The sequence below is a fragment of the Enterobacter cloacae complex sp. 382A5 genome, assembly GCF_050031095.1.
In the GTDB taxonomy this organism is placed as follows: Bacteria; Pseudomonadota; Gammaproteobacteria; order Enterobacterales; family Enterobacteriaceae; genus Enterobacter; species Enterobacter cloacae.
This window is the reverse complement of record NZ_JBLGVK010000001.1, coordinates 429,513-453,989: the sequence shown is the minus strand read 5'-3', so window position 1 is coordinate 453,989 and position 24,477 is coordinate 429,513. Positions and strand designations below refer to the sequence as shown.

23 protein-coding genes are annotated in these 24,477 nt (G+C 54.9%); 6 read left to right on the top strand and 17 right to left on the bottom strand.

All coding sequences use genetic code 11. From position 1 onward, the window contains the following. Window positions 1-9: 9 nt before the first annotated feature. The 4 genes from ulaD to ulaA are packed head-to-tail and all read right to left on the bottom strand — an operon-like array spanning window position 10 to window position 2,869. Entirely contained in the window at window positions 10-660 is a 651-nt protein-coding gene (ulaD, locus tag ACQG2G_RS02150; protein ID WP_013095305.1) for a 3-keto-L-gulonate-6-phosphate decarboxylase UlaD, read from the bottom strand. A gap of 13 nt (window positions 661-673) precedes the next feature. Further along, window positions 674-1,141, bottom strand: coding sequence for a PTS ascorbate transporter subunit IIA (gene ulaC, locus ACQG2G_RS02145; protein ID WP_013095304.1), 468 nt, complete (start codon window positions 1,139-1,141; stop codon window positions 674-676). A 9-nt stretch (window positions 1,142-1,150) separates the two neighbouring features. Then, on the bottom strand, window positions 1,151-1,456 hold the full coding sequence (gene ulaB / locus ACQG2G_RS02140) for a PTS ascorbate transporter subunit IIB (RefSeq protein WP_004109091.1): 306 nt from the start codon (window positions 1,454-1,456) through the stop codon (window positions 1,151-1,153). A 12-nt stretch (window positions 1,457-1,468) separates the two neighbouring features. Next, complete coding sequence (ulaA, locus tag ACQG2G_RS02135) at window positions 1,469-2,869, bottom strand: PTS ascorbate transporter subunit IIC (RefSeq protein WP_013095302.1); 1,401 nt, start codon at window positions 2,867-2,869, stop codon at window positions 1,469-1,471. Window positions 2,870-3,228: 359 nt separating this feature from the next. Between ulaA and ulaG the strand changes: the two genes are divergently transcribed. Then, the gene (gene ulaG / locus ACQG2G_RS02130) at window positions 3,229-4,293 is read left to right on the top strand and encodes an L-ascorbate 6-phosphate lactonase (RefSeq protein ID WP_058683938.1); all 1,065 of its coding nucleotides are present in this window, start codon (window positions 3,229-3,231) and stop codon (window positions 4,291-4,293) included. 110 nt (window positions 4,294-4,403) lie between these two features. Then, a complete protein-coding gene (ulaR, locus tag ACQG2G_RS02125; RefSeq protein WP_013095301.1) occupies window positions 4,404-5,159 on the top strand; it encodes an HTH-type transcriptional regulator UlaR in 756 nt (251 codons plus the stop codon). Here ulaR and yjfP read toward each other — a convergent pair. Continuing rightward, a complete protein-coding gene (yjfP, locus tag ACQG2G_RS02120) occupies window positions 5,156-5,878 on the bottom strand; it encodes an esterase (RefSeq protein WP_058650669.1) in 723 nt (240 codons plus the stop codon). The two genes, ulaR and yjfP, sit on opposite strands and share 4 nt — an antisense overlap. Before the next feature lie 137 nt (window positions 5,879-6,015). Between yjfP and bsmA the strand changes: the two genes are divergently transcribed. The 3 genes from bsmA to ACQG2G_RS02105 all read left to right on the top strand — a co-directional run bounded on the left by bsmA (window position 6,016) and on the right by ACQG2G_RS02105 (window position 8,871). Further along, on the top strand, window positions 6,016-6,345 hold the full coding sequence (bsmA, locus tag ACQG2G_RS02115; RefSeq protein WP_071830088.1) for a biofilm peroxide resistance protein BsmA: 330 nt from the start codon (window positions 6,016-6,018) through the stop codon (window positions 6,343-6,345). Between the two features lie 136 nt (window positions 6,346-6,481). Further along, on the top strand, window positions 6,482-6,769 hold the full coding sequence (gene yjfN, locus ACQG2G_RS02110; protein WP_013095298.1) for a DUF1471 family protease activator YjfN: 288 nt from the start codon (window positions 6,482-6,484) through the stop codon (window positions 6,767-6,769). A 170-nt stretch (window positions 6,770-6,939) separates the two neighbouring features. Further along, complete coding sequence (locus ACQG2G_RS02105; RefSeq protein ID WP_058650672.1) at window positions 6,940-8,871, top strand: methyl-accepting chemotaxis protein; 1,932 nt, start codon at window positions 6,940-6,942, stop codon at window positions 8,869-8,871. Here the strand turns inward: ACQG2G_RS02105 and ACQG2G_RS02100 are convergent. Continuing rightward, on the bottom strand, window positions 8,868-10,490 hold the full coding sequence (locus ACQG2G_RS02100) for an isovaleryl-CoA dehydrogenase (protein ID WP_061772498.1): 1,623 nt from the start codon (window positions 10,488-10,490) through the stop codon (window positions 8,868-8,870). The two genes, ACQG2G_RS02105 and ACQG2G_RS02100, sit on opposite strands and share 4 nt — an antisense overlap. Window positions 10,491-10,683: 193 nt before the next feature. Between ACQG2G_RS02100 and ACQG2G_RS02095 the strand changes: the two genes are divergently transcribed. Then, window positions 10,684-11,958: an MFS transporter gene (locus ACQG2G_RS02095; protein ID WP_058683935.1), complete on the top strand. Its 1,275-nt coding sequence runs from the start codon at window positions 10,684-10,686 to the stop codon at window positions 11,956-11,958. Window positions 11,959-12,036: 78 nt separating this feature from the next. Here the strand turns inward: ACQG2G_RS02095 and rlmB are convergent, their stop codons facing one another. The 11 genes from rlmB to mutL all read right to left on the bottom strand — a co-directional run bounded on the left by rlmB (window position 12,037) and on the right by mutL (window position 24,472). Next, a complete protein-coding gene (rlmB, locus tag ACQG2G_RS02090) occupies window positions 12,037-12,771 on the bottom strand; it encodes a 23S rRNA (guanosine(2251)-2'-O)-methyltransferase RlmB (protein WP_061772497.1) in 735 nt (244 codons plus the stop codon). 67 nt (window positions 12,772-12,838) lie between these two features. After that, complete coding sequence (rnr, locus tag ACQG2G_RS02085; RefSeq protein ID WP_061772496.1) at window positions 12,839-15,280, bottom strand: ribonuclease R; 2,442 nt, start codon at window positions 15,278-15,280, stop codon at window positions 12,839-12,841. 38 nt (window positions 15,281-15,318) lie between these two features. Then, complete coding sequence (gene nsrR / locus ACQG2G_RS02080) at window positions 15,319-15,744, bottom strand: nitric oxide-sensing transcriptional repressor NsrR (RefSeq protein ID WP_014830384.1); 426 nt, start codon at window positions 15,742-15,744, stop codon at window positions 15,319-15,321. 193 nt (window positions 15,745-15,937) lie between these two features. Beyond that, window positions 15,938-17,236, bottom strand: a complete 1,299-nt coding sequence (locus ACQG2G_RS02075) for an adenylosuccinate synthase (protein WP_006178975.1) — start codon at window positions 17,234-17,236, stop codon at window positions 15,938-15,940. 104 nt (window positions 17,237-17,340) lie between these two features. Next, window positions 17,341-17,538 (bottom strand): DUF2065 domain-containing protein, encoded by a 198-nt coding sequence (locus ACQG2G_RS02070; protein WP_013095291.1) that lies wholly within the window; start codon window positions 17,536-17,538, stop codon window positions 17,341-17,343. Window positions 17,539-17,609: 71 nt separating this feature from the next. After that, window positions 17,610-18,614 (bottom strand): protease modulator HflC, encoded by a 1,005-nt coding sequence (gene hflC, locus ACQG2G_RS02065; protein ID WP_013095290.1) that lies wholly within the window; start codon window positions 18,612-18,614, stop codon window positions 17,610-17,612. A gap of 2 nt (window positions 18,615-18,616) precedes the next feature. Next, window positions 18,617-19,876 (bottom strand): FtsH protease activity modulator HflK, encoded by a 1,260-nt coding sequence (gene hflK / locus ACQG2G_RS02060; protein ID WP_013095289.1) that lies wholly within the window; start codon window positions 19,874-19,876, stop codon window positions 18,617-18,619. A 56-nt stretch (window positions 19,877-19,932) separates the two neighbouring features. Next, on the bottom strand, window positions 19,933-21,213 hold the full coding sequence (gene hflX, locus ACQG2G_RS02055) for a ribosome rescue GTPase HflX (RefSeq protein ID WP_013095288.1): 1,281 nt from the start codon (window positions 21,211-21,213) through the stop codon (window positions 19,933-19,935). Between the two features lie 74 nt (window positions 21,214-21,287). Further along, window positions 21,288-21,599 carry an RNA chaperone Hfq gene (gene hfq, locus ACQG2G_RS02050; RefSeq protein ID WP_013095287.1) on the bottom strand — a complete coding sequence of 104 codons (312 nt, stop codon included), beginning with the start codon at window positions 21,597-21,599 and terminating at the stop codon, window positions 21,288-21,290. An 85-nt stretch (window positions 21,600-21,684) separates the two neighbouring features. Continuing rightward, window positions 21,685-22,635: a tRNA (adenosine(37)-N6)-dimethylallyltransferase MiaA gene (gene miaA, locus ACQG2G_RS02045; RefSeq protein WP_020688973.1), complete on the bottom strand. Its 951-nt coding sequence runs from the start codon at window positions 22,633-22,635 to the stop codon at window positions 21,685-21,687. After that, the gene (gene mutL / locus ACQG2G_RS02040; protein ID WP_061772495.1) at window positions 22,628-24,472 is read right to left on the bottom strand and encodes a DNA mismatch repair endonuclease MutL; all 1,845 of its coding nucleotides are present in this window, start codon (window positions 24,470-24,472) and stop codon (window positions 22,628-22,630) included. Before mutL ends, miaA begins: the two co-directional genes overlap by 8 nt. Window positions 24,473-24,477: the final 5 nt, after the last annotated feature.

The following is a 24,477-nucleotide window of genomic DNA, read 5'->3' as shown; positions in this document are numbered from 1 at the left end:
ACCCGCTCCTTAGCCCCAAAGCTGAGCGATTGAACGTTTGAACTGACGTGCCGCTTCCACCGGAGACGCGGCATCACGAATGCTGCGACCCGCGATAAAGACGTGAATAGGGATACCTTTAAACAGCGGCAGATCTTCCAGCGCCAGGCCACCAGTAACGGTCACTTTAAAGCCCATGTCAGCAAGACGTTTAATGGCGCTGATATCCGCGTCTCCCCACGCTACGCCGGCGGCCTGCGCATCACGGCTGCGGTGATAAACGACCTGCTGAATGCCAGCATCGCGCCACGCCTGGGCCTGTTCCCAGGTCCAGAAACCGGTCAGTTCAATCTGCACATCGCCGTTGAACTCTTTCGCCACATCCAGCGCGCCTTTCGCGGTGTTGATATCTGCACAGCAGATCACAGTGACCCAGTCGGCATTGGCTTCAAAACACATGCGGGAGAGAATTTTGCCTGCATCGGCAATCTTGGCATCGGCCAGCACGATTTTATGCGGGTAGAGCGCTTTCAGATCGCGAACGGCGCGCACGCCTTCGCCTACGCACAGAATGGTGCCAACTTCGATAATATCCACCTCTTCCGCAATCAAGCGGGTGGTTTCATACGCATCGGACAGAGTCTGGTTATCCAGCGCGACCTGCAACATTGGTAATGACATTTTCAATTCCTTCTTAAACTGCCGCCGCTGTGGCGTTATCAATTAAATCCAGCACTTCCTGCTCAGTGCGGCAGGCGCGTAAACGATCAAAATTCGCTTCGTCATCAAACAGGTTAACGATCTGCATGATGCCAACCTCCTGATGGGTATTGGCATCGACGGCCGCCATGGTGATCAGGATGTCGACCGGGTCGTTATCTTCATGGTTAAACACCAAAGGCGTTTTCAGCGTTACCAGCGCGAAGCCGGTTTTCTTCACGCCCTCTTCCGGGCGACCGTGCGGCATTGCAAGGCCTGGCGCGATGACAAAATAAGGACCATGCTGCGCCACACCATCAAGAATGGCCTGGTAATACCGCGGTTCGACAACATCAGCCTTAACCAGCAGATCCACGCTCAGCTTGACCGCCTCCTGCCAGGTGCTGGCCTCGGCCTGTAAAAGGATGGAGTTATTCTCTGCCAGCGAATCACGTAGTTTCATGTGGCGTCCTTACTTCACGTCCTGCGGGAAGTGCGCTTTGATCACTTCCAGCAGTTTTGGGCCGAAATCCGCAGGGGAGAGCATATTGCGTACCCCCACGACATACTTGTTGCCAGAAACGCTAATTTCACCGGCGATATGGGTAGACGCGATGATGATATCGGCGCCGTTCAGTTCACTTTTGTATTCACCCACCGCACAGCTGTTCACCGTGTGGTCAATGTTTGACTGGGTTAAAAACTGGTCCACTTTCATCTTCATGATCATGGAGCTACCTTGCCCATTGCCACACACAGCCAGGATACGTACGGTCATAATCGAAACTCCTTAGTGAGCAGAAACTTCTGCTGTTTGTTTTTCCGCATCTTCTTCAGCTCGCAGAGAACGGCCAGCGAAGAACATATAAGCCAGAGCAATCAGGATGATGACGGCCATAAAGACCAGCCCGACGGACGCAAAGCCCTGCATCATTGGCGGTGCCAGGATTGACCAGTCCGCCATGCCCATCCAGGCGCTCATACCGGTGAGCTTGACCGCCCACACGCAACCGAAGATCTCCACCATGCCCATCACCAGACAGATCTTGAGCGCCGCGCGCCAGCCGCCAAAGTGGTTAGCAAAGACGCCAATGGTGGCGTTGGAGAAGAACATTGGGATAAAGCCAGGAATAATCAGAATGGATGAGCCGCAGCCGACCAGAATGCCTACCGCAATCAACTGGCCGATGGTGCCCCACATGAAGCCCCAGACCACCGCGTTTGGCGCAAAGCTGTAGATAGCCGCACAGTCAATGGCCAGCACCGCACCAGGAATCAGGCGTTGGGAGATCCCATTAAAGGCTTCAGACAGTTCGGCAACAAACATACGGACGCCCTGGGTAATGATGAAAATGGCTACCGCGAAGGAGAAACCGGTCTGCAGGATATAAACCGTCCAGTGCGTTTTCCCCGCCATCGCCTGCACCACATCAATCCCGAAGGAGAGCAGAATGGCGCCGAAGAAGATGGTCATCACAATGGCGGTTGAAACGATGTTGTCGTGGAAGATATTCAGCCAGCCCGGCAGCTTGAGATCTTCTACGCTGTCCTCTTTTTTACCCAGGTACGGTGCGACCTTGTAAGCGAGCCAGGCGGCGAATTGCTGCTGATGGCCGATAGAGAAACCGCAGCCGTCGGTGACCTCCTGCGTCGGCTTGTACATCATGTTGGAGGTGATACCCCAGTAGAGCGATACCAGCACGGCGGTGCAGATAATCGTGGTCCACATGGGGTAGCCGAAGATATAGAGAGACACCGCAATCAGCCCGGCCTGCTGGAACATAATGTGGCCAGTCAGCATGATGGTGCGGATGCCGGTAATGCGGCGCAGCAGAACGTAAATGATGTTCAACGCCAGCGCGAGCAGTACCGCGTACCCTACCCAACTGTAGGCATCTCCCATGCGGTCAATGGTGGCCATCATCGACGCGTAGGTGTCAGAGATGGCGCCGTTGATGCCATACACCTCCGACATCTTCGCAACCACAGGCTTAAAGGTGCTGGTCAGAATGCCTGAACCCGCCTGCAGCAGCATGAAACCGATGATGGTTTTGATTGTGCCTTTGATGATGACGCTGACGCTTTTGCGCAGAAGGATGTAGCCCAGGCACGTCACGATACCCAGCAAAAGCGGGGCGTTAGTCATTACCTGATTAAAAAAAACGGTAAAGACGTTGTAGAGGATCTCCATAACTCTCTCCAGAAATGAGAACACGAGGGGGTAATCCCTGTTCGGTTGGTGCCATCACTCTATTAATCACAAATAATCACCACAAGATTGCATTTGATTATTTGTGACGTATCACGCAAATTATTTCCATGGTGTTAGTAATGATTTTCACTATCGATTCCCACGCATAAATTATTTCTTATAATTCATACAATTAATCATTGATAGCGGATATTCTAACAACGTAGAAATAGATTATCTGTGACATGGCGAAGATAAATTTCCTCAATTTACTCGTTGCAAACCGATTCAAAGAGTGCCAGCATTAATCACAACAAATCACCAAATGATTACTTTTGATTAAACCAGGAGTCAAAACGATGAGTAAAGTGAACACCATCACCCGTGAATCATGGATTCTGAGCACCTTCCCGGAATGGGGCAGCTGGCTGAATGAAGAGATTGAGCAGGAACAGGTTGCTCCTGGTACGTTTGCAATGTGGTGGCTGGGTTGCACCGGCATCTGGCTGAAATCCGAGGGTAGCGCCAATATTTGCGTTGATTTCTGGTGCGGTACCGGCAAACAGAGCCACGGCAATCCGCTGATGAAAAAAGGTCATCAGATGCAGCGCATGGCAGGTGTCGAAAAATTGCAGCCGAACCTGCGTACCACGCCGTTTGTTCTTGATCCTTTTGCCATTCGCCAGATCGACGCCGTCCTTTCCACCCACGATCATAACGATCACATCGATGTAAACGTGGCGGCAGCGGTGATGCAAAACTGCGCGGACGACGTGCCGTTTATCGGGCCGCAGACCTGCGTGGATCTCTGGATTGGCTGGGGCGTGCCGAAAGAGCGCTGCATCGTCATGAAGCCAGGCGACGTGGTGAAAATTAAAGACATTGAAATCCATGCGCTGGACGCCTTTGACCGCACCGCGCTGATCACCCTGCCTGCTGACCAGAAAGCCGCAGGCGTCCTGCCAGACGGCATGGATGAGCGAGCAGTGAACTATCTGTTTAAAACCCCTGGCGGTTCCCTGTACCACAGCGGTGATTCTCACTACTCCAACTACTATGCGAAGCATGGTAACGAGCATCAGATTGACGTGGCGCTGGGCTCCTACGGCGAGAACCCACGCGGCATCACCGACAAAATGACCAGCGCCGATATGCTGCGCATGGCGGAAGCACTGAACACCAAAGTAGTGATTCCTTTCCACCACGATATCTGGTCAAACTTCCAGGCCGATCCGCAGGAAATCCGCGTATTGTGGGAGATGAAAAAAGACCGTCTGAAGTATGGCTTCAAGCCATTTATCTGGCAGGTAGGCGGCAAGTTCACCTGGCCGCTGGACAAAGACAATCTCGAGTATCACTACCCACGCGGTTTCGATGATTGCTTCACCATTGAGCCAGACCTGCCGTTCAAGTCATTCCTCTGATTGTGAACCCCCATCGCCAGACCTTGCGTCTGGCGATTTCATATTTATTTTAGTAATTTCACGCTATTTCAAATATCATCTTTTCAAATCAATTCTTATCGGAATAGCTCATGACGGAAGCGCAACGGCATCAAATATTACTGGAACTCCTGGCGCAAACAGGGTTTATCACCGTCGAGAAAGTGATCGAACGTTTAGGGATTTCACCCGCGACGGCACGACGAGATATCAACAAGCTGGATGAGAGCGGTAAGCTGAAAAAAGTCCGTAACGGCGCGGAAGCCATCAGCCAGCAGCGCCCCCGCTGGACGCCGATGAACATCCATCAGGCGCAAAACCACGATGAAAAAGTGCGCATTGCCAGAGCCGCATCACAGCTGGTCAACCCGGGTGAGAGCGTGGTGATCAACTGCGGCTCCACGGCATTTCTGCTGGGCCGCGAGATGTGCGGTAAACCGGTGCAAATCATCACCAACTATCTGCCGCTGGCTAACTATCTTATCGATCAGGAACATGAAAGCGTGGTGATCATGGGCGGCCAGTATAATAAGAGCCAATCCATTACCCTCAGTCCCCAGGATAGCGAAAACAGCCTCTATGCCGGGCACTGGATGTTTACCAGCGGCAAAGGCCTGACCGCGGACGGGCTCTACAAAACCGACATGTTAACCGCGATGGCAGAGCAAAATATGCTTAACGTCGTGGGCAAGCTCGTCGTACTGGTCGACAGCAGCAAAGTCGGCGAGCGAGCTGGCATGTTGTTCAGCCGCGCCGAACAGATTGACATGGTGATCACCGGCAAACATGCCAATCCAGAGATCCTCCAGAAGCTGGAAGATCAGGGCGTCAAAATTCTGCGCGTTTAAAGATGCTGGCGGAAAAAGTCCACCGTCGCGTCCAGCGCCGCTGGCGTGATACGGTGGCGAACCCCCGCTTCCCACAGGCAGGTCAGGTTGCCGTCCAGCCCTTCGCGCTGTAGTGCCTGCTGGAGACGGAAGGTTTCGCCAGGGGGCACCACATCATCCGCGTCACCATGCCACAACAGCAACGGGCGATCGGCCAGACGCGATAACGCCCGGGTCACTTCCCATTCGGCCAGCAACGCATCAATCTCCGTCGCGTCTTGCGGTGGAAACAGCGTTTTTGACAATGACGTAAAATAGCCCGAGCCCATCAGGCACGCCACGGAGCTCACCTCAGGGTGGCGGGCCATGATCCCGAGCGCCGTCATTCCCCCCATCGATGCGCCGGCCACCGACAGCCGTTGATCCGCCACCAGCCCCGCCTGGTAAAGCGCATCGCGCAGCCCGGCAAATTCGGTAAGGCTACCGTGCAAAATCTGCCAGAACTGCCCAAGTCGCACCTGTTCATCACCGGTAAAACGTGCACCGTGATCGGGCGCATCCGGCATCACTACCCGAAAACCGGCCTGCGCCAGCGCCACCGCAAAGTAGCTGTAAACCAGCTTCGATGAAGTAAAGCCATGATAAAAAACCACAACAGGCAGCGGGTGTGCACTTTTTCCCGCAGGGATAGCGTGTAATATTTCATGATTGCCGAGGCGGCGAGTTTCAATTTCAATCATTGTCGACCCTGTGCTGATGAATGATTCATAATGTTGAGAACTGGATTACGCTTTCACGATATTTTCATTCGAAATATACGTACCAGATAACACTTCGGGAACATTCCCCCAAAACTAAATTCGCAGACAACTACACTATGGCTATCAGGAAACGAGATATGGTTATGCGCAGGTTTGCTACTTTATTGTTGCTGGTTCTGCTCAGTGGCTGTAGTGCACTACAGGGGACACCGCAACCCGCTCCCCCGGTCGCCGACCATCCGCAGGAGATTCGTCGTAATCAGACGGAAGGATTACAACGAATGGGTACCGTCTCCGCGCTGGTTCGCGGATCCCCGGATGACGCAGAGGAGTCAATAAAGGCGCAAGCTGCCGCCGCCAAAGCAGATTATTACGTCATCATTATGATCGATGAAACCATCATTACGGGACAGTGGTATTCACAGGCTATTTTGTACCGTAAATAACGATCTTCATTTGAACGACATTTACACTGCTTTGCGTCCATAGACATTTTCCTGTCCACAATAAACTCCATGCCCGCGACAATGGAAGTGAGTTTATTTGCGAAGGAGTGCCCGGCGGATACCGGAGAAATGTGAAATGGAGCTGACAATGAAACGAACTCTTGCTTTGACCTCTCTGTTGCTCTCAGTAGGCCTTGTGAGCACGACTGCACAGTCAGCAGAATTCGCCAGTGCTGATTGCGTCACTGGCCTTAATGAAATTGGCCAGATCTCCGTCAATAACATTTCGGGGAGCCCGCAAGATGTTGAACGTGTCGTGGCACTAAAAGCCGATGAACAGGGCGCTTCCTGGTATCGAATTATTCAGATGCAGGAAGATAACCGCAGCGATCATTGGCGCGTACAGGCTATTCTCTACGTCTAATCACCTCCGATAAAAGCCACTTATTTTTAGTGGCTTTTCGTTTTTGCAAATTTTTTATCTTCTTTCAACCCTATTAAAAACAACCTGATAACATTTTGTTACATTATTTAAGTAAATGTTAGCTCTGTCCTGCCGTTGAAAAGCCATACCTTTTCAATAATGAGCAATTTATGATCACCTTTTTTCGCCGTGCGGGTCTGGGCGCAAAGCTATCGCTTCTTACCGGCGTGAGTGTCGCCACGCTGTTTCTGCTTTTCACTTTTCTGCTCAGCCATAAAGCCAGCCAGCAGCTTGAAGCCCTTGCGGTAGAAGACCTGCATAACCAGTCCACCGGTATGGTTGATATGGTACAGATGTTTAACACCAGTCTGAGCGAAGAGGTCGAGAGCTATACCCGGCTGTTCACCACCTTTTTACCGCAGCCTTTGAGCGTCGACAGCAGTCAACTCCAGACCATTAACGGGCTTAGCGTTCCCCTTCTGAAAGGGGGTGAAACAGGCCTGCATGAAAACAATGCACTTTCTGACGACTTCCTGACGCGTACAGGGGCAATCTCGACCCTGTTTGTGCGCAGCGGTAATGACTTTGTCCGTGTCGCCACCTCCCTGCGCAAAGAGAACGGCGATCGGGCAATGGGTACCGTTCTGGACACTGCCAGCCCGGCCTATGCGGCCGTCACTAAAGGCGAGGTCTATCGCGGTCTGGCGTTGCTGTTCGGTAAGCGCTATATCACCCAGTATCAGCCGTTCAAAAACGCAGAAGGCCAGGTCATTGGGATCATTTTTGTTGGTGTGGATATCACCCACTCCTGGAACGTGATGCGCGAAAAAATTCTCAATCGTCGTTTAGGTGACAGCGGACACTTCTTCGTGCTGGATCGCAGCAACGGTAAAACGCGCGGACAGTTCCTTTTCCACTCGAACCGGGAAGGCCAGCTTCCTGAGTGGGACAGCGCCACCCAGCAGCAGTTGCTGAGCAATACCCCGGGCACGCTGGAACGCGCAAGTGAGGATGGTCGCATACTGAAAATGGCCTATACGCCGCTGCCAGGCTGGAACTGGACCATTGTGGGGGAAGTGGATAAATCGGCGCTGCTCTCAAGCGTCACCACGATGCGGGATCGCTTCCTGCTGGCAGGCGTGGCGCTGTCAGTCCTGTTTGCCGCGCTGTTTGTCATCATCATTCGTCGCATGCTGACGCGTCCGCTGCGTAACGTCATTCACCTTGCCCGACAATATGCGGCAGGCGATCTGCGTGCCAGCCTGTCCGTTACCCGCCAGGATGAGGTTGGCCAGCTTATCGACGCCATCAACGGGATCGGCGGCGGTCTGCAAAAGATTGTCCTGCAGGTACGCGAGGCCGCAGGCGAGATCCATCTGGGCACTAACGCCCTGGCCTCTGATACCGGTGAGATCTCAGAGCAGATCAACAAACAGGCCAGTAGCGTTGAAGAGACCTCCGCGAGTATGGAACAACTCGCCGCAACCGTGCAGCAAAACGCGGCCAATATGGAACAGACGCAGCAGCTGGTGGGGGAAACCTCACGCGCGGTCCATCAGGGGGGCGAGACGGTGACGAACGCAGTCTCCACCATGGACGATATTCGCGACGCCTCAAAGCGCATCGAGGACATCACGCGCGTGATTGAGTCGATTGCTTTCCAGACTAACATTCTGGCGCTTAATGCAGCGGTTGAAGCAGCACGCGCCGGCGAACACGGAAAAGGGTTTGCTGTGGTCGCGCAGGAAGTGCGCGCCCTGGCGGCACGCAGCGCTAATGCGGTGAAAGAGATTGAGCAGTTGATTGGCGACACGCTGAACAAGGTGAGTGAAGGCCATGCGCTCTCAGAGCAGACGCGTCTGGCGATGGATGCCATCATCGCGCACATCGATAACATCAACCAACTGGTGACCGAGATTAACCATGCATCCCGCGAACAGTCGGCGGGGATCCGTCAGGTGAATCTGGCCATGACCCATATTGGTGAAGCCTCCCACATCAACGCCGATCGCGTCTCGCGCAGCGAGCAAACCGCACAATCACTGCGCGAGAAAGGGTCGCACCTCACTCAACTGGTGAGCCTGTTCCAGCTTAAAAACTAGCCTACCCTGCCCGTGGCGCGTAGCAGAAGATCGCTTTGAACCTGCTCTGTCATCAGCGTGCCGCCACGGGTATCCAGCATCATGCGGCACCACGCCTGCGCGACGGGCGGAGAGGCGTGCCGCAGCATCTGGCTTCCGGCGCCCAGCAGGAATAGCTGATGCGCAATCTCCCGCCCCTGCGCCTCCTGCGGTTTACGCAGTTTTTGCTGCAACTGCCGCCAGCTGCGATCGAAGTGTCTGTCCTGACCTTTCACCTGCGCAAAATCCTCTGCCAGCAGATCGAACATACCCGGCTGCTTCGCCAGAACGCGCAGAACATCCAGACACATGATGTTCCCTGAGCCTTCCCAGATGCTGTTCACCGGCATCTCGCGATACAGACGGGGGAGTTCACTCTCCTCGCAGTACCCGATGCCGCCCAACACCTCCATCGCCTCTGCCACGAACGGGATACCCGCTTTGCAGACGCTGAATTTCGCGGCTGGTGTGAAAAGCCGCGCCCAGGCCGCCTCCAGCGGATCGGCGCGTTTATCCCACGCCCGGGCAAGACGAAACAGCAGCGCCGTTTGCCCCTCCAGCACCAGCGCCATGCGGCTCAGGACGTCGCGCATCAGCGGCTGATCGATGAGGTTTTTTCCAAACGTCTGCCGCTGATGGGCGTAGTACAGCGCCACGGATAATGCCCGACGCATCAACCCATGGCTGCCCAGAGCGCAGTCAAAACGCGTTAACCCGCCCATGCGGAGGATCTGTCGTACCCCTTCCCCCTCTTCCCCTAACAGCCAGCCGGACGCATCCAGAAACTCCGCTTCACTGCTGGCGTTAGAGCGGTTGCCGAGCTTGTCTTTCAGCCGCTCCAGGCGCACGGCGTTGCGCTGCCCGTCAGGCAAAAAGCGAGGAACAAAAAAGCAGGACAACCCGCCTTTCGCCTGTGCCAGCACCAGATGCGCATCGCTTTGTGGCACAGAGAAAAACCACTTATGACCCACCAGCCGGTAGCTGCCGTCGCTGCACTTTTCTGCTTTGGTAGTGTTGCTGAGCACGTCCGAGCCGCCCTGTTTTTCCGTCATCCCCATGCCGATCAGCAGGCCGCGCTTTTGGGCTCCAGGGGCAAGGTGAGGATCATAACGATCGCTCAGTAGCGGCGTGAGCCAGTTCTGGTAAGGTTCAGGGAGCGCCTGTTGCAGCAGCGGCGTGGCGGCAAACGTCATGGTCACGGGGCACAGCGTTCCGGCCTCAACCTGAGCATGCAACACGAAGCGCGCGGCGCGAGCGACAAAGGAGCCTTTACGCGCCTCCTCTTCCCACGCCAGGTTATGCACCCGGTTAGCGCACAGCCCCTGCATCAGAAGATGCCAGGCGGGGTGAAAACGGACATCATCCAGCCGCTCACCGGTGGGGTCATAGCGAAGTAACTCCGGCGGATTGACGTTCGCCAGCCTGCCAAGCTCCAGCGACTCCGCCGTACCTAACTGCTGGCCGATACTAGCCAGCAACTCGCTATCCCACTCCGCGCCTTCGCGGGCCACCGCGTCACGCAGGGCACAATCAGAGAGAAAAAGGTTGCTGTTCGAAAGCGGTGCGGGTTGGTTAAAAACGGTATGTGTTTGCCAGTGCATGCTGTCTCCCTCCTTCAGTGGCAATGAAGATAAGTATGGACAGACCCTGTGCACGCTGCATGGGAGTAAGGTCACACGGTAGCGATCCCGCTGATATCATTCGTGAAATAGCTCACAGAACATAAGAATAAACTATTTCATCACTTCACTTTTATTGAATAATTTATTCTTACCCCTTTCAGTGAGGAAAGTTATGCAACCGAATGCGCATAAGCGTGCGTTAATTGCAGGCTCCATTGGTAATTTCATCGAGTGGTATGAGTTTGCGGTCTACGGCTTTCTGGCCACCGTGATTGCGAAAAACTTCTTCCAGCTTGAAGGCGAGTCGGGGCTGACCAGCCTAATCCTCACCTACGCCTCGTTTGCCATCGCTTTCTTTTTCCGCCCACTGGGGGCGGTGGTATTTGGCCGCATCGGCGACCGGATTGGCCGCAAACCGACGCTGATTATTGTGCTGGTGCTGATGACGCTCGCCACCGCCGCCATCGGTGTTGTGCCAGTCTATGCCAGCATCGGTATCGCTGCGCCGCTGATCGTTACGTTGCTGCGCATCCTGCAGGGATTGTTCGCGGGGGGTGAGTACGGTGGTGCGGTTTCCTTGATGACGGAATTTGCACCACGCGGTAAACGTGGTCTGTATGGCGCATGGCAATCGTTCACGGTGGCGCTGGGGCTATTAGCGGGCGCGGGTATTGTCGCCTTGCTTTCTGCCTTACTGACACCGGAAGCCCTGTATGACTGGGGCTGGCGTATCCCATTTTTCCTGGCCCTGCCTATGGGGGGGGTGGCGCTCTGGTTGCGGGTGAGTATGGAAGAGACGCCGAGCTTCGTGCAGCAGCAGGAAAAACCGCTGATCGCGCAGGCCAGTACCGTCGCCACAATTAAAGCGATCGTGATGGGAATTGGCCGGGTGATGGTCTGGTCGGCGGCGGGATATACCTATCTGGTGATTATGCCGACCTATCTGCAATCGGCACTGCACACCGGATTTAACCAGGCACTGTTGATAGCCGTGATTTCGAACGTCGGCTTTGCACTCACCATTATTCCGTCGGGGATCCTGAGCGACAGGATTGGCCGCCGCACGGTGATGATTATCGCCACCGCGTTACTGCTGATCCTCGCCCTGCCGCTGCTGAAAATTCTGCAGGCGGAGTCCAGTACCCTCGCGGTAAAAGCGATGGTGGTATTGATAGCTGGCGGTCTGGTGGGCATGCTGGCAGGTCCAGGGCCGGCAATGCTCTCAGAGATGTTCCCGACGCGTGTGCGCTATACCGGGCTTGGTTTGGCGTATTCCTTGTCGAATGCCATTTTCTCGGGGTGTGCGGGGCTTATTATTACCGGGTTGATTAAGGAGACGGGAAACCTCGACATTCCGGCATATTACGTGATGGCGACGGCGGTGGTGAGTATTGTGGCGCTGATGACGCTCAGGAAGGATGACCATTTGCGGACGTTGGAGGAGTAAGGTTGTCACCGTCTGGTGCCCTCACCCACCGGGAGAGAGATAAAACACAAAAGGCCGTCCACAGGACGGCCTTGCTGTTTATTCGCCGCGCTGACGTACCGCTTCAAACAGGCAAATACCCGTTGCAACAGAAACGTTCAGAGACGACACGCTGCCCGCCATCGGGATGCTGATCAGCTCGTCGCAGTGCTCACGCGTCAGGCGACGCATACCTTCACCTTCCGCACCCATTACCAGCGCCAGACGGCCGGTCATTTTGCTCTGATACAGAGTATGATCCGCTTCACCGGCGGTACCGACGATCCAGATATTCTCTTCCTGCAGCATACGCATGGTGCGCGCCAGGTTGGTGACGCGGATCAGCGGAACGTTTTCCGCTGCACCGCAGGCCACTTTCTTCGCCGTTGCGTTCAGTTGTGCAGAACGATCTTTCGGTACGATCACCGCGTGCACGCCCGCCGCATCGGCGCTGCGCAGGCACGCGCCGAGGTTGTGCGGATCGGTCACGCCATCAAGGATCAGGAAGAACGGGTTATCCAGTGCAGCGATCAAATCCGGCAGATCGTTTTCCTGATACTGACGGCCTGGCTTCACGCGGGCAATAATCCCCTGGTGAACCGCGCTTTCACTTTTCTCATCCAGGAACTGGCGGTTGGCCAGCTGGATCACCACGCCCTGCGCTTCCAGTGCGTGGATCAGCGGCATCAGACGTTTGTCTTCACGCCCTTTCAGAATGAACACTTCCTGAAAACGCTCCGGTGCGCGCTCCAGCAGGGCCTGCACCGCGTGGATGCCGTAAATCATTTCACTCATTGATGATTCTCATAAAAGGTATTTCCCCCTCTCCCCAGTGGGGAGAGGGTCAGGGTGAGGGGAGAATTTACTCCGCCTGCTGTTTCTTCGCTGCGCGCTTCGCTTTGGTCGCAGCAGCAATTTTCTGTGTTTTCGCGGACGGCTTTTTCGCCTTGCGAGCCTCTTTCTTCGCCGCTTTTGGCTTCTGCTTTTTCTCACCGCGGAAGGCGCTGTCTGGCTCGAAGTTCACTTTCTTGCCCGCCTGACGACGTTTGCCGCTCGCGTTGCCGTTACCGCCTTTTTTCGCCTTCTCACGCGCGGTTTTACCTACGTTGCGCGGCGCGCGCTCGCTGGAGATCAGACTGAAGTCAATCTTACGCTCGTCCATGTTGACGGCTTCGACTTTCACTTCCACCCGGTCGCCAAGACGATAGGTCTGTCCACCCGATTCACCAATCAGGCGCTGTCCAACCTGGTCGAAACGGTAATAGTCGTTATCGAGGCTGGAGACATGCACCAGACCGTCGATAAACAGCTCGTCAAGGCGAACAAAGAAACCAAACCCGGTCACGCTGGCGATAACACCTTTGAAAATGTTACCGACCTGATCCAGCATAAAGTCGCATTTCAGCCAGTCAGAGACTTCGCGCGTCGCTTCATCGGCACGGCGTTCGGTCATGGAACAGTGCTGGCCAAGCTGCAGCATCTCTTCCATTGAATAGTGGTACCCGCCGGTTTCAGTCGTGTTTCCTTTACGGCCCTGCTCCTGCGCCAGCAGATACTTGATCGCACGGTGCAAAGACAGGTCCGGATAACGGCGGATCGGCGATGTAAAGTGCGCGTAAGACTGCAGCGCCAGACCGAAGTGACCACGGTTTTCCGGGTCGTAAATCGCCTGCTTCATGGAGCGCAGCAGCATGGTCTGCAGCATTTCTGCATCCGGACGATCGCCAATGGATTCCAGCAGCTCGGCATAGTCGCGCGGCTCTGGCTTGTTACCGCCAGGCAGCTCCAGACCGAGTTCAGCCAGTACGGAGCGGAACGCGGTAATGGCTTCCGTCGACGGTTTATCGTGGATACGGAACAGCGCCGGCTCTTTAGCTTTCTCGACAAAACGGGCCGCCGAGATGTTCGCCAGGATCATACACTCTTCGATCAGCTTATGCGCATCGTTACGCTGGGTCTGTTCAATACGCTCAATGCGGCGTTCAGCGTTGAAAATGAACTTCGCCTCTTCGCTCTCAAACGAGATCCCGCCACGCTCTTCACGCGCCTGATCCAGCGTTTTGTAGAGGTTATGCAACTCTTCGATGTGCTTCACCAGCGGCGCATACTGTTCACGCAGATCCTGATCGCCCTGCAGCATATGCCATACCTTGGTGTAGGTCAGACGCGCATGGGAGCTCATTACCGCTTCGTAGAATTTATAACCGGTTAAGCGACCTTTACTGGAGATGGTCATCTCGCAAACCATACACAGGCGATCAACCTGCGGGTTCAGGGAACAGAGGCCGTTGGAAAGCACTTCCGGCAGCATCGGTACCACCTGAGACGGGAAGTAAACCGACGTACCACGGCTGCGCGCTTCGTTATCGAGCGGCGTATGGGGACGAACGTAATAGCTCACGTCGGCGATAGCAACCCACAGACGCCAGCCGCCGCCACGTTTTTTCTCGCAGTATACGGCGTCATCGAAGTCGCGGGCATCTTCACCATCAATGGTGACCAGCGGCAAACTGCGGAGATCCACGCGTCCCGCTTTGGACTCTTCCGGCACCTCTTCCTTCAGACCCACAATCTGCTCTTCAACCGCTTTTGGCCAGATGTAAGGGATCTCATGCGTACGCAGGGCCATATCAACAGCCATGCCGGTACCCATGTTATCGCCCAGCACTTCGACGATTTTACCTACCGCTTTGGTGCGACGCGTTGGACGTTGGGTAAGCTCCACTACTACCACAAAGCCCATGCGCGCGCCCATCACCTCTTCAGGCGGGATCAGAATATCGAAGCTCAGACGGCTGTCATCCGGTACCACAAAGCCTACACCGGCATCGGTAAAGTAGCGGCCAACGATCTGGCTGGTTTTTGGCACCAGCACGCGAACCACGCGTGCTTCGCGACGGCCTTTACGATCGGCACCCAGCGGCTGCGCCAGGATCTGGTCGCCGTGGATACACATTTTCATCTGTTCGGATGAGAGGTAGAGATCGTCTTTACGGCCCTCTACGCGCAAAAAACCGTAACCGTCGCGGTGACCAATGACGGTCCCTTTCAACAGGTCGAGGCGTTCTGGCAGCGCATAGCACTGGCGGCGGGTAAAGACCAGTTGCCCGTCGCGCTCCATGGCGCGCAGGCGGCGGCGAAGGGCTTCAGTTTGCTCTTCACCTTCAATGTTTAATTCAACAGCAAGTTCTTCACGATTGGCGGGTTTTTCGCGTTTTGTTAAGTGTTCAATGATGAACTCGCGGCTGGGGATAGGATTCGCGTATTTTTCAGCTTCGCGTTCCTGGAAAGGATCATGTGACATATCGGTTCCTCCGTTGTCAGCTCCGGTGGAAATTTTCTTCATTCCACCAGCAATAATTTATAAAGCGGTTGATTCTCTTCAACCAAATCGGCCAGCGTGTAGTTATCCAGTTCCTTAAGAAAACTTTGCACGGCCAGAGAAAGCGCCTGTTTCAGGCGACAAGCGGGTGTAATGTGGCAGAACTCACTGCTGCAGTTCACCAGAGACAAAGGCTCCAGTTCACGCACCACATCCCCAATACGAATACTTTGCGCCGGTTTACCGAGACGGATCCCACCATTTTTCCCGCGGACGGCAGCAACGTATCCGGCACGACTAAGTTGATTGATTATTTTGACCATATGATTACGGGACACGCCGTAGACCTCTGTCACTTCAGAGATACTGGTCATTTTCCCATCGGGTAACGACGCCATGTAGATTAGCGCGCGTAAGCCGTAATCGGTGAAACTTGTTAACTGCACATCAACCTCAGGAAAAAAGGGAAAACGCGGTAAAACCGCAGAGATATTCATTAATGATGATAAACCAGCCAGATAGTTAGGGGCTAATTTATTTGACAGACGGGGCGAAAAAGCGGATATCCAGGAGCGGTCGCCGGATGGCGCTACGCTTATCCGGCCTACGGGTTTCCCCGCAGGCCAGCAGTCACGAAGATTATGCGTCGAACGGGTCGCGCAGGATCATCGTTTCAGTACGATCCGGGCCGGTAGAGATAATGTCGATCGGCACTTCGGTCAGTTCTTCAATGCGCTTGATGTAATCCAGCGCTGCCTGTGGCAGGCCGCTACGCTCTTTCACACCGAAAGTGGTCTCAGACCAGCCTGGCATGGTTTCGTAGATTGGCTCGATACCTTCCCAGTCGTCAGCAGCCAGCGGAGTGGTGGTCACTTCACGGCCATCTGGCATGCGGTAGCCGACGCAGATTTTCACCTCTTTCAGGCCGTCCAGGACGTCCAGTTTGGTCAGGCAGAAGCCAGACAGGGAGTTGATCTGCACTGCACGACGCACAGCCACTGCATCCAGCCAGCCGGTACGACGACGACGACCGGTGGTCGCGCCAAACTCGTTACCCTGCTTGCACAGGAACTCGCCGGTTTCATCAAACAGTTCGGTCGGGAATGGACCCGCACCCACGCGAGTGGAGTACGCTTTGATGATGCCCAGAACGTAATCCACATAACGTGGACCCAGGCCAGAGCCGGTCGCCACGCCACCTGCGGTGGTGTTAGAGGAGGTTACGTACGGATAGGTACCGTGGTCGATATCCAGCAGCGTACCCTGCGCACCTTCGAACATGACGAAATCGCCACGCTTGCGCGCCTGGTCCAGCAGATCGGACACATCAACTACCATGCCGGTCAGAATGTCTGCAATCGCCATGACATCATCCAGCACTTTCTGGTAGTCAACAGCGTCTGCTTTGTAGAAGTTGACCAGCTGGAAGTTGTGATATTCCATCACTTCTTTCAGTTTTTCAGCGAAGGTGGCTTTATCGAACAGGTCGCCCACGCGCAGGCCGCGACGAGCCACTTTGTCTTCATAAGCCGGGCCGATACCACGACCGGTGGTGCCGATCGCTTTCGCGCCACGCGCTTTTTCACGCGCAACGTCCAGCGCCACGTGATAATCAAGGATCAGCGGGCAGGCTTCGGAGAGCAGCAGACGCTCGCGAACCGGGATACCACGGTCTTCCAGACCTTTCATCTCTTTCATCAGCGCAGCCGGAGACAGCACTACGCCGTTACCGATGATGCTGGTGACGTTTTCGCGGAGAATGCCTGATGGAATAAGATGGAGGACGGTTTTTTCACCGTTGATTACGAGAGTATGGCCTGCGTTGTGACCGCCCTGGTAGCGTACAACATATTTAGCCCGTTCAGTCAGAAGATCAACAATCTTCCCTTTACCTTCGTCACCCCATTGGGTGCCCAGTACGACGACGTTGTTACCCATTTTTTTCAAAATCACCGTTTGCTTAAAAATGGATTCTACCATCGCTTTTTCAGATATACAGCACTTTTTGACCCCAAAATATGCCAAAACCGATCACTTTTTGATCAGCCAATCGTTTTCCTCAACATGTAGTAGATAACAATGCCAGCAACCACAAGACCGCCGCCGAATCGGCGCAAAATATTATCCGGCAACTGGCTCAGGGTGGCGATCATGCGACGCCAGGCGCGCGGATAGAGCATCGGGCCCAGGCCTTCCAGGACTAAAACCAGCGCCAGTGCCAGCCAGATCGTTGAATTCATTTTTAATCCTTATAAAAGAAAACCACCGCTCCGTTAAGAGCGGTGGTTTGAATACTCAAACGAGACTGAGTTTATCGCGTTGCGTTAGTCGGCGTCTTCATATAACGGAAGAAATCGCTGTCCGGGCTGAGCACCATCACATCCTGGTTGCTCTGGAAGCTATTCTCGTAAGCACGCAGGCTACGGATAAAGGCGTAGAAGTCTGGATCCTGGCTAAACGCATCGGCGAACAGTTTCGCGGCTTCCGCATCACCTTCACCACGCAGGATACGGCCCTGACGCTCAGATTCCGCCAGCGTCTTGGTCACTTCGTAGTCCGCGGCCGCACGCAGTTTTTCCGCTTCTTCCTGACCCTGTGAACGGTGACGACGGGCTACCGCTTCACGCTCGGCGCGCATACGGTTGTAGATCGCCTCAGACACTTCCGCCGGCAGGTTGATCTGCTTAATACGCACATCCACCACTTCGATACCCAGCGCAGCCATACTGTTCGGGTTGATTACAGGCACTTTACCATTGGTTTCAGCCTGAACACGTTCCGCCGCTTTAGCAATTGCATCGTCCGCTGCTGGCGTTTCAACTTCGTCTTCCGTACCCGCGGTGCCGGAGTTCAGCGCATCGCGCACTTCCAGCGTCAGACGACCACGAGAGTCGGTCACGATGTCTTTCACATCCAGACGACCAATTTCAGAACGCAGACGGTCAGAGAATTTACGTTTCAACAGCACTTCCGCCTGAGAAACATCACCGCCGCCCGTTGCCAGGAAGTAACGGCTGAAATCACTGATACGCCACTTGATATAAGAGTCAACGATCAGGTCTTTCTTCTCTTTAGTCACGAAACGGTCGGCCTGGTTATCCATGGTCTGGATACGCGCATCAAGCGTCTTCACTGACTGGATAAAAGGAACCTTGAAGTGCAGACCCGGCTCATAAATCACCGGACGCTTGTCACTGTCACGGACGACGCTGCTGAACTGGAACTTAATCCCGCGCTCGCCCTCTTTCACCACAAAGATAGAGGTATAAAGTACGACCAGTACGATGACGATGATCGCAATAACTGACTTACGCATCCTTATTCCCCCTGACGCTGGTAGTCGTTACGCTGCGCGTTAGCACGGCGTTGGTCCATAATGTCACCATCGTTCGAAGAAGGCGTGGTTGTTGCGCTGGAGCTACCGGACGATGCAGGTGGCAGACGCAGCAGGTTATTCGCACCGCTGTTGTCTTTTGCTGCCGGTGCAGAACCGCCTTTCAGCATCTGATCCAGCGGCAGTACCATCAGGTTTCCACCTTTGCTGTCGTTAACCAGCACTTTACGTGTATGGCTCAGCACTTTTTCCATGGTTTCGATATAAAGACGCTCGCGGGTAATTTCCGGAGCCGCTTTATATTCCGGCAGGATTTTCGCGAAACGTGCCACTTCACCCTGCGCTTCCAGGATGGTCTGGGTCTTATACGCGCGTGCTTCTTCAAGAATACGCTGCGCCTGACCGTTAGCACGTGGCTGAACTTCGTTGGCGTACGCTTCCGCTTCACGGATGTACTGCTGTTCGTTCTCACGCGCGGCAATCGCGTCATCAAACGCGGCTTTCACCTCTTCCGGCGGACGAGCAGCCTGGAAGTTGACGTCCAGCAGGGTGATACCCATGTTGTACGGACGAATGGTCTCTTCCAGCTCACGCTGGGTATCGCTACGAATAACGGTACGACCTTCAGTCAGAATGCGGTCCATGGTGTATTTACCGATCACACCACGCAGGGCGCTGTCGGTCGCCTGACGCAGGCTGTCATCGGCACTGGTCACGCTAAACAGATAACGTTCTGGGTCCGTAACACGATATTGCACGTTCATCTCAACGCGCACTACGTTCTCATCAGAGGTCAGCATCACGCCGGAAGCGGCCAGCTCACGCACCGACTCCACGTTCACAGCAGTGACGTCGTCAATGAAGGTCGGTTTCCAGTTCAGGCCCGGCTCAACCAGATGGCTGAACTTACCAAAACGGGTGACCACGCCGCGCTCGGCTTCTTTAATGGTGTAGAACCCGCTGGCAGCCCAGATGATGACCACGGCAGCGGCCACAATGCCCACGATGCGACCACCCATTTGCGGGCGCGGGCCCTGGGTAGAATTGCCACCCGAGCCAGACCCTTTTCCTCCACCAAGCCCACCAAGCTTCTTGCTTAGCTTGCGGAAGATATCATCCAGATCCGGCGGCCCCTGATCGCGACCACCTTTGTTGCCATTTCCCCCAGAGTTGCCGCCTTGATTATTGCTGCTTCCCCACGGGTCGCGGTCCTGTCCGTTATTACCGGGCTGATTCCACGCCATGTATATGCTCCATATTTGTTATGCAAGGGCGAATTATTCAGGCATCCCCTTTCCGATCAGACGATATAGTCGACCAGCGCAGGTTCTTGTTTACAGAGGCGACGCCAGTCAACGATCGGCATACGCACCTGCATCCCCACGCTGCCGTCATCCTCCATCCACTCTTTTTCTATCGCCTGAAGCTGATAAAACCGGCTGCGCAGCCTGCCTTCCTGTGGAGGCAGTCGCAGCGTGTGCTGGGCTACCTCACCGGAAAGACGTTCTGTCAAAGCCTGGAAAAGCAGTGGCACGCCAATACCGGTCTGGGCGGAAAGCCAGACCCGAATTGGTTTGTTCTCTTCATCACGATCGATACGCGGCTCAAAATCATCCAGCATGTCGATCTTGTTCATCACCAACAGCGTTGGGATCTCGTGGGCCTCGATCTCTTCGAGCACCACATTCACCGCGTCGATGTTTTCCTGCACGCGGACATCTGCAGCATCAATCACGTGCAGCAGCAGGGTCGCCTGACGCGTCTCCTGCAGGGTGGCTTTAAACGCGGCCACCAGATCATGCGGCAGGTGGCGGATAAACCCTACGGTATCCGCCAGCACGGTTTCACCCACATCCGCCACATCGATACGACGCAACGTTGGGTCCAGGGTCGCAAACAGCTGGTCTGCGGCATAGACCTGGGCCTCGGTAATCTGGTTAAACAGGGTGGATTTACCGGCGTTGGTATACCCCACCAGCGACACCGTCGGGATGTCGGCTTTCGTACGCGCCCGACGTCCCTGCTCACGCTGTTTCTCGACTCTTTCCAGACGAGAGAGGATCTGAGTAATACGGCCGCGCAGCAAACGGCGGTCGGTTTCGAGCTGGGTTTCACCCGGACCGCGCAAACCAATCCCGCCTTTTTGTCGTTCAAGGTGGGTCCAGCCACGTACAAGACGCGTGGCCAGATGGCGCAGCTGCGCCAGCTCAACCTGCAGCTTACCCTCGTGGGTACGTGCACGCTGAGCAAAAATATCTAAAATCAACCCCGTGCGATCGATAACACGGCATTCGCAAAGCGCTTCCAGGTTACGCTCCTGAGCCGGAGACAGCGCATGATCAAACAACACGACTGACGCACCGGTTGCTTTTACGGCATCCGCAATTTCTACTGCTTTACCTTCACCAACAAAATACTTTGGGTGCGGCGCTTTACGGCTACCGGTAATCACCTGCATTGCTTCGACACCGGCGGAAGAGACCAGAGATTCAAACTCCTGGAGGTCTTCCATATCTTTGTCTTGCGAAAAATAGATGTGTACCAGCACCGCCTGCTCACCGGCATCATAACGGTCAAACAAGCGTAAAACCCTCTAAAAATATCAGCGGGGAACGCAGGATCCCTGGCTCCCCGTGTGGATAACAGTGCGAAACCTTATTCGGTCTCGTCGCTGTCCTGCGCAGGAGCAGAAGAACCCTGCGCGTTGCTGCCATGATGGTAGTTACTACCAGTGCCGCCGCCAGCGTTATTGCTGTGATGAGATACCGGACGGGACGGAACAACAGTAGAAATAGCGTGCTTGTAGACCATCTGGCTGACCGTGTTTTTCAACAGGATCACGAACTGATCGAAAGACTCAATCTGACCTTGCAGCTTAATACCATTCACCAAATAAATAGAAACTGGAACACGTTCCCGACGCAATGCGTTCAGGAACGGATCTTGTAAAGATTGCCCCTTAGCCATTCTATCTTTTCCTTATATGCTTGTTTTGTACTTAGAACCTTGCGATTCTGAAAAATTGCGCACGATACGTCTCAATTGTACACATTCAGTGAGCGATATCACCAATAACCTCAATCACTTCGTTTAGCGCCTGTTGCGGTTTTTCGCTGTCTAACCAGTGAACCCCTTCCCAACCGCGCAACCAGGTGATCTGGCGCTTCGCTAACTGTCTCGTGGCGCAAACACCTCTATAAACCATTTCATCATATGAAATCTCGCCTTCAAGATATGACCACATCTGGCGGTATCCCACACAACGAACGGAAGGCATGTCCGTATGCAAATCTCCACGGGCAAATAACGCCCGCACTTCTGCTTCAAAATCTGAAGCCAACATCTGATGAAAACGCTGCTCAATTCGTTGATGGAGCAGTTCACGGCTCGCCGGGGCGATAGCGAACTGATGCACCTGATACGGCAGAGCGTCTCCTGACGTTTGCGTCAGTTCCGTTAAAGTTTTACCCGAAATGAAAAAAACTTCCAGTGCCCGGGAAAGCCTTTGCGGATCATTTGGATGGATCCGTGCTGCGGCAACCGGGTCAATCTCTGCCAGTTGCTGATGCAAAACGTCCCATCCCTGCTCTGCCGCCTGCTGTTCAATTTTTGCTCTTATTTCAGGGTCCGCCGATGGCAGAGGAGAGAGCCCCTCCAGCAACGCCTTGAAATAGAGCATGGTGCCGCCAACCAACAGCGGTATACGTCCCGCCGCCGTTATCTCGGCCATCTCGGCTAAGGCATCGCGGCGAAAATCCGCTGCGGAGTAGGCCTGCGCCGGGTCGAGAATGTCCAGCAAACGATGCGGAGCCGCGCGCAGTTCGGCTGCGTCGGGCTTCGCCGTGCCAATGTCCATTCCTCGGTAGATGAGGGCAGAATCGACACTAATCAACTCTACGGGCAAAACTTTACGTAGCTCAATGGCTAACGCCGTTTTGCCGGAGGCCGTAGGGCCCATCAAAAAAATCGCCTTAGGCAGGCTCGCCTTACTGACATCAATCATCTTTAAGGGCAGTCATCGCCGTTTGTAAATCAACAGGTTGTAATAATCCACCCGGCGGTGCTTTCACCAGATGCGGGCAAAGGCGTTCCACCTCTGCCAGCACGCTAATCGCCTGCGCCATACTCCACGGTGTATGTTCGCTGGCCAAATGGCGGGCGATCCACTGCGCGGTGTTGGCGGCATCAAACGTTGTTTGTTGCGCCAGGTAGCCTATCAGTTCAGGAATCAAGTTTTGTAAATTTTGTTGGCGTAAGGGTAAAGGCACTGCGCGAATTGTCACATGCTGTGATTCCAGTACCATTTCAATCCCCATCTGCGCCAGTTGGGCCTCTGCGCGCTGCAGTACCCTTGTTTCTTCAGTGGATATTTTTAGTCGAACCGGGATCAAAAGCGGTTGCGCACAAGCCGCGTTTTCTCCTGGGGTCAGTTGCACCTGTTTTAGCCAGCGTTCAGCAACCGGCAGGGCCAGGAGCATGAGCTTGCCCTCGCGTTCGAGTAACGCCATATCCGGCGCAATAATCGTCAGCACCCGGCCAAAGCTCTGACTATGCCCTTCCAGCGAAGGCGCTTGTACCTCACTGTGCTCTTTACGCGTGACTGCGGGGGTTTCCAGCAGTTTACGGTACAACGCCCCCTGCTGCTTTTGATAGCCGGGCTGAGCGTTGGGATAGTTCGCACCGGTGGGTCGCGGCGCGCTTCCTGCCGACGAGAAACGTGGCGCTTCCGGTTCACGCGCGACAGCGGGCTCGGCAAAATGGTTACGCCCCGCCGCAACACGGTTTTCCGGTATTGGACGCGGAGCGGGCTCTTCTTTTTCCAGCGGCAGCGTGGGTTCAACCTGCTGCTGCAAAACGCTCAGCACGCCCTGATAGATGAAATCGTGCACCAGCCGCGACTGATGGAACCGAACTTCATGCTTGGCAGGATGGACGTTAACATCAACCTGATGCGGGTCGATTTCCAGATAAAGCACAAACGCAGGCTGCTGATCCGCGCCGAGCTTATCTTCACAGGCCTGACGAATGGCGTGGTTGATCAGACGGTCGCGCATCATGCGGCCGTTTACGTAGCAATACTGGATCTCCGCGAAGGCGGCGCTGCTGGCGTTCGGGTCGGCAACCCAACCGCGTAAGGCCAAATCACCGTGCTGCCATTCAATGGCCAGCGCCTGTTCCAGAAACGGCGTACCGCAGATTGCCCCCAGACGACGCTCTTTCTGCCCGCCCTCCGCTACTGCGCGGTACTGGCGCATCACCTTGCCGTTGTGGCTGAGGTTGATGGTGACATCGAAACGCGCCAGCGCGATACGGCGGATGATCTCATCGATATGGCCGAATTCGGTCTTCTCGGTGCGCATAAACTTACGGCGGGCGGGAGTGTTGTAGAAGAGATCCAATACTTCGAGCGTCGTGCCAACAGGATGCGCCGCAGGTTTAATCGTGACGTCCATATCGCGCCCTTCGGCATAGGCCTGCCAGGCTTCCTGCTGTTCGGCCGTACGGGAGGTTAGCGTTAAACGGGAAACCGAGCTGATACTGGCCAGCGCCTCGCCGCGAAACCCGAGGCTGATGATCGCTTCCAGGTCGTCCAGAGAGGCGATTTTACTGGTCGCGTGACGCGCCAGCGCCAGCGCCAGCTCCTCTTTTTTGATACCGCACCCGTTGTCCCGAATGCGAATCAGCTTTGCGCCACCACGTTCGATATCAATATCGATGCGGGTAGCTCCCGCATCAAGACTGTTTTCGACCAGCTCCTTCACCACCGACGCAGGGCGCTCCACCACCTCACCGGCGGCGATTTGGTTCGCAAGCTGCGGCGGTAGAACCTGAATCGGCATGAATT

Coding starts and splice junctions, on each gene's coding strand:
- ulaR (WP_013095301.1), top strand. CDS start 4,404: ATGACGGAAGCGCAACGGCATCAAATATTACTGGAACTCCTGGCGCAA.
- hflK (WP_013095289.1), bottom strand. CDS start 19,876: ATGGCGTGGAATCAGCCCGGTAATAACGGACAGGACCGCGACCCGTGG.
- mutL (WP_061772495.1), bottom strand. CDS start 24,472: ATGCCGATTCAGGTTCTACCGCCGCAGCTTGCGAACCAAATCGCCGCC.
- rlmB (WP_061772497.1), bottom strand. CDS start 12,771: ATGAGTGAAATGATTTACGGCATCCACGCGGTGCAGGCCCTGCTGGAG.
- ulaC (WP_013095304.1), bottom strand. CDS start 1,141: ATGAAACTACGTGATTCGCTGGCAGAGAATAACTCCATCCTTTTACAG.
- ulaA (WP_013095302.1), bottom strand. CDS start 2,869: ATGGAGATCCTCTACAACGTCTTTACCGTTTTTTTTAATCAGGTAATG.
- yjfP (WP_058650669.1), bottom strand. CDS start 5,878: ATGATTGAAATTGAAACTCGCCGCCTCGGCAATCATGAAATATTACAC.
- ACQG2G_RS02075 (WP_006178975.1), bottom strand. CDS start 17,236: ATGGGTAACAACGTCGTCGTACTGGGCACCCAATGGGGTGACGAAGGT.
- ulaD (WP_013095305.1), bottom strand. CDS start 660: ATGTCATTACCAATGTTGCAGGTCGCGCTGGATAACCAGACTCTGTCC.
- hflC (WP_013095290.1), bottom strand. CDS start 18,614: ATGCGTAAGTCAGTTATTGCGATCATCGTCATCGTACTGGTCGTACTT.
- ACQG2G_RS02095 (WP_058683935.1), top strand. CDS start 10,684: ATGCAACCGAATGCGCATAAGCGTGCGTTAATTGCAGGCTCCATTGGT.
- ACQG2G_RS02105 (WP_058650672.1), top strand. CDS start 6,940: ATGATCACCTTTTTTCGCCGTGCGGGTCTGGGCGCAAAGCTATCGCTT.
- ulaG (WP_058683938.1), top strand. CDS start 3,229: ATGAGTAAAGTGAACACCATCACCCGTGAATCATGGATTCTGAGCACC.
- miaA (WP_020688973.1), bottom strand. CDS start 22,635: ATGATTGATGTCAGTAAGGCGAGCCTGCCTAAGGCGATTTTTTTGATG.
- rnr (WP_061772496.1), bottom strand. CDS start 15,280: ATGTCACATGATCCTTTCCAGGAACGCGAAGCTGAAAAATACGCGAAT.
- ACQG2G_RS02100 (WP_061772498.1), bottom strand. CDS start 10,490: ATGCACTGGCAAACACATACCGTTTTTAACCAACCCGCACCGCTTTCG.
- ulaB (WP_004109091.1), bottom strand. CDS start 1,456: ATGACCGTACGTATCCTGGCTGTGTGTGGCAATGGGCAAGGTAGCTCC.
- ACQG2G_RS02070 (WP_013095291.1), bottom strand. CDS start 17,538: ATGAATTCAACGATCTGGCTGGCACTGGCGCTGGTTTTAGTCCTGGAA.
- bsmA (WP_071830088.1), top strand. CDS start 6,016: ATGGCTATCAGGAAACGAGATATGGTTATGCGCAGGTTTGCTACTTTA.
- hfq (WP_013095287.1), bottom strand. CDS start 21,599: ATGGCTAAGGGGCAATCTTTACAAGATCCGTTCCTGAACGCATTGCGT.
- yjfN (WP_013095298.1), top strand. CDS start 6,482: ATGGAGCTGACAATGAAACGAACTCTTGCTTTGACCTCTCTGTTGCTC.